General features: G+C 35.6%; 12 protein-coding genes. 7 read left to right on the top strand and 5 right to left on the bottom strand.

Annotated features, from left to right (window positions below; all coding sequences use genetic code 11):
• Together H4J39_RS17970 and H4J39_RS17965 are read left to right on the top strand one after the other, a co-directional pair.
• Positions 1 to 115: RimK/LysX family protein (locus tag H4J39_RS17970; RefSeq protein WP_182228802.1), on the top strand; the 115-nt coding region annotated here is incomplete at its 5' end.
• Positions 116 to 139: 24 nt separating this feature from the next.
• Entirely contained in the window at positions 140 to 1,021 is an 882-nt protein-coding gene (locus H4J39_RS17965; protein ID WP_182229707.1) for a mechanosensitive ion channel family protein, read from the top strand.
• 84 nt (positions 1,022 to 1,105) lie between these two features.
• On the opposite strand, the gene H4J39_RS17960 is transcribed toward H4J39_RS17965, so the two are convergent.
• A complete protein-coding gene (locus tag H4J39_RS17960; protein ID WP_182229706.1) occupies positions 1,106 to 1,963 on the bottom strand; it encodes a mechanosensitive ion channel family protein in 858 nt (285 codons plus the stop codon).
• Between the two features lie 27 nt (positions 1,964 to 1,990).
• Positions 1,991 to 2,629 (bottom strand): phospholipid-binding protein MlaC, encoded by a 639-nt coding sequence (locus H4J39_RS17955; protein ID WP_182229705.1) that lies wholly within the window; start codon positions 2,627 to 2,629, stop codon positions 1,991 to 1,993.
• A gap of 463 nt (positions 2,630 to 3,092) precedes the next feature.
• Between H4J39_RS17955 and H4J39_RS17950 the strand changes: the two genes are divergently transcribed.
• From H4J39_RS17950 to H4J39_RS17935, 4 genes are all read left to right on the top strand, one after another.
• A complete protein-coding gene (locus tag H4J39_RS17950) occupies positions 3,093 to 3,416 on the top strand; it encodes a hypothetical protein (protein ID WP_182178248.1) in 324 nt (107 codons plus the stop codon).
• A gap of 116 nt (positions 3,417 to 3,532) precedes the next feature.
• Positions 3,533 to 3,739, top strand: coding sequence for a cold-shock protein (locus H4J39_RS17945; RefSeq protein ID WP_070374424.1), 207 nt, complete (start codon positions 3,533 to 3,535; stop codon positions 3,737 to 3,739).
• Between the two features lie 324 nt (positions 3,740 to 4,063).
• Positions 4,064 to 4,654: a LysE family translocator gene (locus H4J39_RS17940; RefSeq protein ID WP_182229704.1), complete on the top strand. Its 591-nt coding sequence runs from the start codon at positions 4,064 to 4,066 to the stop codon at positions 4,652 to 4,654.
• A 229-nt stretch (positions 4,655 to 4,883) separates the two neighbouring features.
• Positions 4,884 to 5,909, top strand: a complete 1,026-nt coding sequence (locus H4J39_RS17935) for a hypothetical protein (protein ID WP_182229703.1) — start codon at positions 4,884 to 4,886, stop codon at positions 5,907 to 5,909.
• Positions 5,910 to 6,064: 155 nt separating this feature from the next.
• Here H4J39_RS17935 and H4J39_RS17930 read toward each other — a convergent pair whose 3' ends face one another.
• Both H4J39_RS17930 and ccoG read right to left on the bottom strand, forming a co-directional pair.
• A complete protein-coding gene (locus H4J39_RS17930; protein WP_182229702.1) occupies positions 6,065 to 7,102 on the bottom strand; it encodes a zinc-binding alcohol dehydrogenase family protein in 1,038 nt (345 codons plus the stop codon).
• 278 nt (positions 7,103 to 7,380) lie between these two features.
• A complete protein-coding gene (gene ccoG, locus H4J39_RS17925) occupies positions 7,381 to 8,754 on the bottom strand; it encodes a cytochrome c oxidase accessory protein CcoG (RefSeq protein ID WP_182229701.1) in 1,374 nt (457 codons plus the stop codon).
• Positions 8,755 to 8,867: 113 nt separating this feature from the next.
• On the opposite strand from ccoG, the gene H4J39_RS17920 reads away from it, so the two are divergent.
• The gene (locus H4J39_RS17920; protein ID WP_259366580.1) at positions 8,868 to 10,304 is read left to right on the top strand and encodes a PLP-dependent aminotransferase family protein; all 1,437 of its coding nucleotides are present in this window, start codon (positions 8,868 to 8,870) and stop codon (positions 10,302 to 10,304) included.
• A gap of 192 nt (positions 10,305 to 10,496) precedes the next feature.
• On the opposite strand, the gene H4J39_RS17915 is transcribed toward H4J39_RS17920, so the two are convergent.
• Entirely contained in the window at positions 10,497 to 11,792 is a 1,296-nt protein-coding gene (locus H4J39_RS17915; protein ID WP_182229700.1) for a Xaa-Pro peptidase family protein, read from the bottom strand.
• Position 11,793: the final 1 nt, after the last annotated feature.

Genomic DNA, 11,793 nt, shown 5'->3' with positions numbered 1-11,793 from the left:
TGAAATAACCTTAACCGATCGCTCTGACATGAGTTACTTAATGTTGTTAGGGCGTGAAGCACTTGGCAAGCGGTTTCTTGTTGACCCTTCTAAAGTGTTTTTAGGGTCAAAATAAAAGTTAGCTAACTTAAGGGATTTTATGGATTTTTCACAAATAAAAGCGATTTTATCTACTACGGTTATTACTGTTGCTGAGCAACCAGTGACATTAGGGGGATTATTATTAATCCCGCTTATTATCTTCCTTGGCCTGTTACTGACAAAATGGAGCGTCAGGTTGGTTACGCGGCGTTTAACGACAAGTAAAACAGATCCTAATATTATACATTTATTGCAGCGTGTTTTTTATGTCATAGCGATTGTCATAATGTTAATTACCACATTAGATCTGATTAATGTACCGATTACCGCTTTTGCCTTTTTATCAGGGGCTATTGCGATTGGTTTTGGTTTTGGCGCACAAAACATTATTAACAACTTTATTAGTGGTTGGATCTTAATGTGGGAACGACCGATTAAGATAGGTGATTTTTTAGAAGTAGAAAATGCCAAAGGTGTGGTAGAAGAAATTAACACGCGTTCAACACGTATCAGACGGGTAGACGGTGTTCATTTACTTATTCCTAACAGTAAATTACTTGAAAACACGGTAGTTAATTGGACACTTCGAGATAGTTTAGTGAGAACAAGTGTATCAGTGGGCGTTGCTTATGGTACGCGTGCTAGAACCGTTGCTGACTTGATTTTAGAAGCAACACTGGCACAAAAAGAAGTATTAACTGACCCTATGCCCGTGGTGGTTTTTGAAGACTTTGGCGATAACTCATTAATATTTTACGTCAACTTTTGGATTAACTCGAGTGGTGAAGCCGCTCTAAGAGTGACGAGAAGTAATATTCGTTTTCGATTAGATGAGTTATTTGAAGAGCATAATATTGTTGTCGCTTTCCCGCAACGCGACGTACATCTTGATGGTACGATTACTTTATTGAATAACGATCAAAAAAGTTATAAATCATAAGCCTCTAAAACAGCATAAATAAAAGTTCACTCAGTGACTCAATAATCGGTTGCTGAGTGAACTTTATCATGAAGAATACAAAATCTACGCGAACTTTGACGATGAAACCGTTTTATGTTCAAACCATAACTTCATAAAGTCAGCAGTGAGCTTTTGTTCTATTTCTAGTGCTATTTCTGTCGGACAAAATATCGTAAAGAATATTTGTGTGTCACCAATTTCAGAGGTTGCTACTTGAATGTGTGGCTCAGGTCCTGCTATTGGAATCTCTAATCGATTTTCAATGAGTTGATTATAACGAACAGCAACTTCGTTGAAATCATTACAGTAAGTGCTGGCATTTTTATGCAGTTCATCAATAAACTTAAAGGGGTTAACACTGTCATCACGCACAATGGTAAAATGATGCATTGCATAACGTTTCAGAAAGTTAAGGTTTTTGATAACCGAAGTAATTAACTGGCTATTTGGTAAATATAACGTTTTACCCGTATATTGATAATCATCTATATTAACTTCTAAAAGCGTCAGTTTTGCCCAATCGGTTGAATGAACCTCACCATAGTTATTACCCACTTGCACCCAGTCACCAATTCGAAATGGTCGGCTAGAGAGTAAATAAACAAAGCCAATAAAACATTGAATAAATTCTCTGGTTGCTAAGACAATTGCAACGATAAAAGCGGCAATAGAAAAAGCAAACTTTTGAAGTTCTTCAGTCCATATATTAAAAACCATTACGATCATCAATATGGTAAATATATTATTGACTATATTAATCTGTAGTCTTTTATCTTGTATCGATTTTGCTTTTATAATTTTTACAATGAGGTGTTTAATCATATAAAAAATGAAAATAAACAATGAAGCGATAACAAATTTGTTATTGGTAAGTACGAGTGTAAACGCTTTGAAATTATCCGTTTGATTTAACCATTCCATTTGAAATTTTATACCGTTTTTATTTATCTATGAAGAAGTGAAACTTCTTTGATTGATATTTTTTAGATGTGCTAAGGTGCCTTCAATACCTAGCTTGTTAAAGCTTGAATTTATTTCTTTTTGCTTTGCATCTAACAAGCTAATACCTTCAATAATAATATCAAAAAACTGCCAATTCCCTTCCTTAGACATCAGTAATTTTACAACGGCTTTGTTGACTTTTTTTTCACCAGTAATCGTTATGTTGACCATAGATATTTTGCCACTTTTAGATATCGAACTTGTGCCTATATCGATTGACTCACCATTATATTTACTTAATAAATTGCTATACGTATTGATTAATTGATTCGATAATTCAGTAATAAACTCTGTTCTAAGCTCTACTGATATTTTTGGAAGGTTTTGGTTAAGTACTTTATAACTAAAATATTGAACATCTACCTCAGGAAGAAGATATTGAGTTAACACTCCTTTGACATTACTTTTTGTAAACTCATTTTTACTTTTTAATGTTATTAATGCAGATTCTATTTGTCCAAAAACTGCTTTAGTCTTCACTTCTGGGCTGTCTGTTGATGCAATAGCTAAAGAGGCAATAAATAGGCTTAATAGCAAAAAAATTAAAAGATAGATGTTTACATTGTTTTGGTCTGTTTTTTTCATTATTGCTGATGTTGTTTTATAATAATTACTGAGATTATAAGCTTAAGAAAGAAACAATCAAGTGTAATAAATCGCATAGTTTAATCAAAAAAAATGATTAGATTATGCTTTTTAGAAATATCTTTGATTGTTAGTTTTTAGTAGAGCTCCGCTTTAACTTGTTAAATATGACGAGAAGGGATTTTCAATAAAACTATTTTATAACCAGTAAGTTATATTATTAAACGGCATGAAGATAAGTAAACTTTAATTAAATGTTATTTGTGGATAGTTGTGACTCAATAAACGTAAATATCATAATTGTTTGCTATTAACGCTTACCTTTTACAATAGAGACTATTTACTCGGGTTCATTCACTGTATAATAATTTTTTAAGCATGCTAGTTAAGACTGACTTGCTTCTCCCGTAAAGTGATTGCCTTGTGGCGTTGTCAGATAATAGCAGAAGAGTTAAATAATTTAATGAAACCATATTCAGATATTGCCGAGTTAATTGAAATGTTAACGTCGGAAATAGAATCACTTACCAATAAAATTACTACCTTGAAACAAGAGCCTCAGAGCTTTAATGAACAAATACTTTTTAAGTACATTGATACAGGTAGTACAGGTAAAACGAAAGATTTTGTTAGATCATTGGGCGTAAAGGCTGAACGTGGTTCATTCTTTTCATCGGGTGATGTAAGTAAGTTAATAAAAGACGGGGCTGATGATGTTTCACCTGAATTACTTGATATAGCACGAAAAGTAGTCAGTATGAAAAAGAAAGGTGGCATGCATCGTTAATTATTAATACAGTCTATAATTATTTATATAGATTGGATCAGTAAGATTCAAATTCTGACTCGTAATGGTGATAGCGAGTTAGGTTTATATTTTTCACCAATGAAAAAGAGAGTGTTATGAGTAAAGGTATAGTTAAGTGGTTTAATGCAGATAAAGGTTTCGGATTTATTACTCCAGAAGACGGCAGTAAAGATTTGTTTGTTCATCATTCAGAAATCCAATCTGGCGGTGAATACGCTACATTGGCTGACGGTCAAGCTGTTGAGTTTGAAGTTGGACAAGGACAAAAAGGTCCATGTGCAAATAAAGTTGTTGCTATCTAAGCGATAACTTATAACAAATAGGTAAGTAGAATGTACTTCGTGCACTCTCTTACCTATGCGTTATAGATAAACCCCCTTACATATCTACTTCAATATTAATAACTTGTTACCTTTCCTTTCTTTTTTGAAAGATAAATATTAAATAACCTAAAACCTAAAAATCGTCTTTAACTGCTATCACCTCTATAATAATGTATAACTATGTGAGTAGTCATAATTGTATCAACTTGCTAAACCACACCTAAAAACCCTGCATAAAATAGTGTCTAACGCTTATGCTTGAACTTTTATTCCATATTGTAAAAAATAAAGAGCAAACTGACTTTGAATTTTGAAATATTATCAGCTTTAACTATTTTTGCGTTTGTGTCTTCGATAACACCGGGCCCAAATAACTTGATGCTGATGAATTCAGGCGCGAATTTTGGTTTTAAAAAAACGATTCCTCACTTACTGGGAGTTGGCGTGGGGTTTACCTTGATGATTGCTTTAGTTGGTCTGGGCGTTATTAAATTATTTGACAGTTTTCCATTGAGTTATCAAATATTAAAAGTCATCAGTATTATTTATTTACTGTATCTAGCCTTTAAAATAGCACGTTCAAAAGGTAGTTTTGAACAAGAATCTTCAAGTTCTACACCTTTTACCTTTATTCAGGCCGCTTTGTTTCAATGGGTTAACCCGAAAGCATGGACAATGGCGCTTACTTCAATAAGTCTTTATGCACCATCAAAGAGCTTCGTTGCTGTGATGTTTGTGGCCATTGTTTTTGGCCTAATAAATTTACCGTGTATAAGTTCTTGGGTAGTTTTAGGTCAAAAAATACAAGTGCTTTTGACTGATCAAAAACGATTGAGGGCTTTTAATATTACTATGGCACTCTTATTGGTCATGTCATTATATCCTGCGATATAAAAATTCGCAAAATAAGGCCTTTAGAAATATAATAATCATATATGTTAATACTCAGTAAAACGCACTTTTCGGGCGATATAGCGAGTGTTTCTTCTCCTATTAATACGAAGGTCGTTTGTTAAAATAAACACTATTAGATGTATTAATCGTCAACGTAGTATTGATGAATATTATAGTAGATGTAACCTTGTAAATTATTGTTCTTCTCATATGGATTAAGGAATTTAAAATGAAAGGCATGACCAAAAAACTTGTAGCCATTATTATTTGTGGCGTTGCTCCATTTGTAAATGCGGGCGTAATTTCGGGTAGTAATACACTCGATGGCGGAAGTCGTTGGAATGCTGATTATTTTGATATATCGGGCATCGGTGAACGTTCTCTTGATGGTGGTTTAAGATACTCGTTGCAGGGCGGTTCAATGTCTGCCTATCGAGATTTGTTTTCTTGGAATTTACTTCCTAGTGAGCAAGATTTCACTAATGCGGTTCAAGGAGCATTTGATGTTTGGTCATCCGTTGACCCTGTTTCTGGGCTAGGTTCAGATTTATCGTTTGTCTCAGATTTTTCATCAAACGTTCAAGGGATACTTGGAGGCGGGTCAAATATAGCGGGTGCAGAAATTGATTTGTTTGGTGTAAACGATGCTTACTTTTGGGATCCAGGTAATAACCGTAATCAAGGCGAAACATGGGTAAGTACAAAATCTACATTAGCTACGCTTACCTCGGGTACAACTAACTATCAAGCGAGATCTATCTCCGGCGTTGATATCTACCTAAATAACAATAGTAATGCGGTATATACCCTAGATGTTTTTTCAAGGTTACTTATGCATGAAATTGGACATGGATTAGGGCTGCGCGATGTAGAAAGTAATATCAGCAGTTCTTTTATTGATGATAATTTTGATCCTAATGACCCTGTAAATACATTAAATAATTCGTGGGCAAGTTTGGTTAATGTGTACGACCCTAAATCTTCACCATTGTCGGTATACAATATAGGGAATGCGACATCTGTGTCAGGTGTTGATCTGCTTATGGAGTCTAATGGCTTGGGGATTTCAGTAGGAAACCCGTTAGGTAATCCAAATCCGCTAACGAATGATGAGTATGGTATGCGTCAATTTCTTTATCCATTTATTGCATCAAATACACAAGATCCAACGACTGTACCCGAACCAAGTACTTTTATCCTGTTTATATTTGCTGTTTTACTCATGAATAGAAAAATACTTTTAAAGCGCAAGTAATTTAATGATATGTAATATTTAGTTCGCTAAACACTACGCAATAAGTTTTTTGTTAATTGCCAGACGTAATACTTCGTTAAACACGAAATAACAACGAAGTAGCTGATAATAAAACTCACGGTATAATTTATTTATACCGTGTTTATTTCTTAACGTTAAAAACCTTCTAAAACTATTTTTCCTATCGAACGCCCAGATTCAAGCTCTTGATGTGCCGCTTTTAAATTCTCAGCATTGATGGTACCTAAATTTTTACCTATTGTTGTTTTTATATCGCCTTGATCAATTAAGTTGGCAATAGTGTTTAATAAATGGCTTTGCTCTTCAATGTCATTGGCATTGAACATTGACCGTGCAAACATAAATTCAATATGTAGAGACAAGCTTTTAAATTTCATTTTCATAACATCAATACTTTTTGGATCATCAATCATCGCTATTTTTCCAAAAGGAACTAATAAATCAATATAGTCATCAAAGTATGAATCCGTACTATTTAGACTAGCAACATGAGTCACTTGCCTAATTTCTCCTTTTGAAATTAAATCATTTATTTGTGGTTGTAGCGCTTTTGTATGATCAACAACAAAATCAGCACCTAAATCTTTCACCCATTTTTGTGAACTTTCACGTGATGCCGTCGCAATAATGGTTGCACCCGTAATGGCTTTTGCTAGTTGCACTAAAATTGAACCTACACCACCAGCGGCACCCACCACTAAAATAACTTCTGTTGATTTTCCTGTTGAGCCTGAACGCTGCTTTTTAATTGATAAATGCTCAAATAAAAGTTCCCATGCAGTAATTGCCGTTAAAGGTAATGCCGCAGCCTCTGCATCAGTTAAGCTTTTGGGTTTATGCCCAACGATACGTTCATCAACTAACTGGTATTCTGCATTGCTTCCTTGACGGTTAATATCACCGGCATAATAAACTTTATCACCCAATCTAAATTTAGTCGCTTTCTCACCTAGGGCGACTACTTCACCAACGCCATCCCAACCCAGAACGCTATACTCACCATTTTCAGGCATCTTATTTTGTCTGATTTTATAATCTACGGGATTAACCGCAATGGCGTTAATTTTTACTAAAATATCTCGACCCAATGCTATCGGCTGAGGCAACTCAATATTAACTAATGCATCTGCTTCATTAATCGGTAAAGATTTTTTATAACCAATGGCTTTCATGTGTATTCCTTAATTTGGTTCAGGTGTGTAGAGATCAAATGACATAATAAACGTTGATTTAACGAAAATAAACAGCGTAACAATTGAAACATTATCAAAAAATATTTGAAAATATGTTGTTGGACAATTCACATATTATTTTAAGAGTTGCGAGTTTAAAAGTATGACAAGCAGCAATGAGTTTAAATATGTCCATGGTAACAGTAAGTGCCACTATAAAAAGGGTTATTAGATAAAAGTGCACTAATTACAGACTAATCAGTGCATTGTTAAGCTTACTACCAACCTTCATTGCCACTATAAAATGAGCTTTTCTTACGAATACTATCGTTATTATTGACATCAATAATCGTAAAATTCACGTTACTTCTGGTATTCAGCAATGGTTTATCAACAGCGACAGTAATCGAATATACCGTTAACTCACCTGGTTGCACTTTAACTTTTGATGAACCTGTTATTTTTCCATTTGGTAAATCACTTATTTTAATTTCATAATTTTTTATTTGATTAGATTTATTTCTAATTTTGAAAAGAAAAGTATTTTCATTATTACCTTGCTGATTAACACGATAAAGCGCTTGCCTATCTCTTATAATGTTTACATCAAAACTTTGCCAAGTTGTTGTCCATACCAGTATTGTTAGTAGTGTTACTGACACAAAACTGCCATAGCCTAAATGCCGTTTCCAACTGTTTTTAGCGGGCTGTTCATGAGTAAAAGCGATAAGCCCTTTTTGATAATTGAACTTGTCCATGGTCATATCACAAGCATCAACACACAGGCCGCAGTTTATACATTCGTATTGCAATCCATCTCTAATGTCGATGCCTACGGGGCAGACTTGAACGCACAGGTTACAGTCAACACAATCGCCCATAGCCTCAGTTTTAGGCTCCGAGCGTTTTCTAGCTCCCCGGCTTTCACCACGTATATTATCGTAGCTGACCATCTTGGTTGATTGATCGAACATCGCCGATTGAATGCGCGAGTAAGGACACATATGCTGACACATCTTTTCTTTTATCCAACCAGCATTGATATAAGTACAAACGGCAAAGAAAACCACCCAATATACGGTGATTTCTGATGCGTTAAAGGTAAAGAACGGGAAGTAAAGTTGATCAACAGTCACGAAATATGACACAAAAATTAAGGCAGTAAATAATGAAATACTCCCCCAAAGAATATGCTTGATACTTTTTTTTATAATCTTAGCTAAGCTCATTGGCTGCGCATTTAATGATTTACTTTGGTTATGAGTACCCTCAACTCTTCTTTCTATCCAATTAAATAACAGCATCCAAACCGTTTGGGGGCAGGTGAAACCACACCATACGCGCCCATAAAATTGTGTGACATAAAATAATAGAAAAGCAGCGAGAATGAAAAACAAACTCATAATCACTAAATCCTGTGGAAATAAAGTCAGTGAAAATAAATGCACCTGTTGTTGCTGAAGATCAAAATATACAGCTTGAACACCATTAAATTTAATAAAAGGAACAAGGGCAAAAAGTAAAATTAAGACTCCGCTTAAACTACGTCTGATCAGCTGATATTTACCTTTCTGCTCGCGAAGATAAATTCTATCGTCAACGGCAGAGGTTTTAAAAATGAGGTTTTGTTCTAATAAGTCTGATGATTTCATTTGGTTTCCCCAGTAAGGATTTACATTGCGGGAAGTTTAAATTGTTAATCTGTCATTTATAGATACAGTATAATAAATTACAATAGGTACAGATTGATTGGCTGAGGTATAAGATGAGACAATTTAAATATGAACAGTTAGCGCATAAATTAATGCGGCAAATAGAAGACAACAAATGGCGATGTAATGAAAAGCTGCCTTCTATTCGTGATCTGGCAAGTATTTACAGTGTTTCAAAAATATCAGTTCAAAAAGCCCTTCACACCTTAGAAGCAAGAGGTATTGTTTTTGTTAAAACAAAGTCAGGTTATTACGTTTCAGCCGTTAAACCTCAACAACAGATCAGTCAAGGGCTAACTCAAATCGACAAACCCAAACTGGTTGATGTACCTGAAATTTTTTATGAAATTATGGAAAGAACGGCAGCTTTTGATATAGCGCCAATAAACTTAGACATTACTAAACCACCAAACCATTTATTGTTATTGAACCGACATATCAGCCGTGCGTTACGAAAGAATCCACAAAATAATGCGTTATATTATTGCGAACCCACCGGATATTTGCCATTAAGGCATCAAATTAGTGAGCATTATAGAAGGCGTGATCTTCATATTTCAGAACAGGAAATATGCATTACTTCAGGGTGTCAAAATAGTTTGTTTTTGGCGTTAACTGCAACGTGCGAACCCGGTGATATTGTTGCGATAGAGAGCCCTGCTTTTTATGGTGTATTACAGTTATTACAACAACTTAAATTAAAAGTGCTTGAGCTGCCAACTTCTTACACTATTGGTTTAACCGCTGATTCGCTTGAGGAAGCGACAAAAAAATGGGATATAAAAGCCTGTGTGCTAACCGCAAATTTTGCTACACCCACGGGGGCACTGATACCAACAAAAGAAAAACGTAAAATAGCAGCCCTTGCGACAGAAAAAAATATCATCATAATAGAAGACGATATCTATGGCGACCTTGGCTTTCATTCTAAAGTCGAGTCGCTTAAAAATTATGATACGCAGGGTAATTTTATCTTATGTAGCTCTTTTTCAAAGTCATTATCAAGAGATTTACGACTTGGGTGGATTGTAGCGGGTAAGCACTTAAACAAAATAGTCCACATGAAATTGGTTTATCAATTATCGACGAGTCAAGCCATTCAATATGGCTTGTCGAGTTTTTTGGCCGAAGGGCATTTCGAACGGCACTTGCATCAATACCGTAAAGTACTGCTTAAGCAAAGAGATCAGTTAACTGATGCGATTGCAGATAACTGGAAAATATCGACAACATTTACTGTACCTGACGGTGGTCTAGCTATTTGGGTGCAGTTGCCAACAGAGATTGATACATTCTTACTTTATAAAGATGCTATTGCTCAAGGGATAATTATTACTCCTGGCCGATTATTTTCATCGGTCAAAAAGTTCTCAAATTGTCTGAGATTAAGCTTTGCACACCCAACGAAAGGGCATAGATTACAAGCCTTAATAAAGTTGGGGGAGTTGTGTGAAAAGGTGATACAAAAGGGGAGAATTAAAGAAGGTTAATAGTGCTGAATTCTTGAGTGTTAGAACTTGTAGTGGGATTATTTTACCGCGTAAAATAATTCGCGCATGTTAGTTAGCGTGTTCACTACATGCGCGGCAATGGCAACTCCAATAATCAATATATCAAACAATGACCCTGTTTATATTTTGTATCATCATCAACAAAGTCTATAAATAAAGCTTAAAGGGCAACTAAGTAAATGTAGCCACTTTGCCTAAGGGTGAATCTAGAGAGTCGGGCGGCACAGTAAACCACTGCGGGCCCTTATCTGTCATGTAAATACAGTCTTCAAGGCGAACACCAAATTCTCCAGGAATATAAATACCGGGTTCATTAGAAAAGCACATGCCTGCTCTTAATTTCTCTTGTTCACCATGAACAAAATTCACACTTTCATGGCCTTCCATACCTATGCCATGCCCCGTTCGGTGAGATAAACCGGGTAGTTTATAATCAGGTCCAAACCCTTGTGCTTGATAATGCTTTCTTACGGCATCGTCAACTAAACCGGCAGCAGACCCTATTTGGGCTTGCTCAAACGCTATTTTTTGTCCTGTACGTACCGTTTGCCAAATATCACGTTGACGCTTTGATGGCTCACCTACGACAAATGTTCGGCTTATATCTGATTGATAACCATGAACATTACAGCCACAGTCCATTAAAACAATTGAACCTTCTTGGATCAAATGTTTCTTTTTACTGCCATGTGGGAAAGCACTTGCTTGATCAATTAATGCCATATTCCATGGGCTATTGCCACCCAACGTTGATTGTGCGTTACTCATCAGGCTTTTAACGTGTGAAGATGTCATCCCCACTTCTAATTTTGAGTAAACCTCGCTATAAGCTAATAGTGTTACTTCATTCGCTTTATGCATTAGTTGTAGTTCATGGTGGCTTTTAATGATACGGCAACCACGAGTTACAGGCTCTGCGCTAACATGCTGCATATTTGATAGTAAACTCATTACGCCATGTTGAACAAAGTAACGCACTGAATTTTCAAAACCAATAGTACCTTTTGCAAGGCTAATATTCCGGTCTACTAATATTTGTTTAATGCGCTCAAAAGGACTTTCATGTTCTTGCCAAACACGAATATCACCAGTAATAGCCAAACTTTCTTGAATGCTGGGTTCTTCAAAAAACGGACAAACAATACCAATTTTGCCCTGTTGCGGAATAACTAACGCGGTTAGGCGTTCGCTGCGCCACCATTGAATACCCGAGAAATAATCCATTGCTGCACCCGGCTCAATAATGAGTGCAGAGATATTCATTTGCTGCATTAATTTCTGTGCTTTCTTAATGCGAATTTCACGTTCTTTAGTAGTTATAGCCGAAACACTTTGGGTAATATTTTTCAGTGTTGAGTGCTTTGACTCTGCCATTTTAGTTGATGAGGCGAACGCAGCAGTTGATACCGATAATGCGGCAAGACCTGCACTACCCGCTTTTAGAAAAGCTCTTTTATTCATGTTCATA

It is taken from the genome of Colwellia sp. Bg11-12, from assembly GCF_014076955.1.
GTDB lineage: Bacteria > Pseudomonadota > Gammaproteobacteria > Enterobacterales > Alteromonadaceae > Colwellia_A.
The sequence above is the reverse complement of the archived record's forward strand: the minus strand, read 5'-3'. Positions and strand labels throughout refer to the sequence as shown.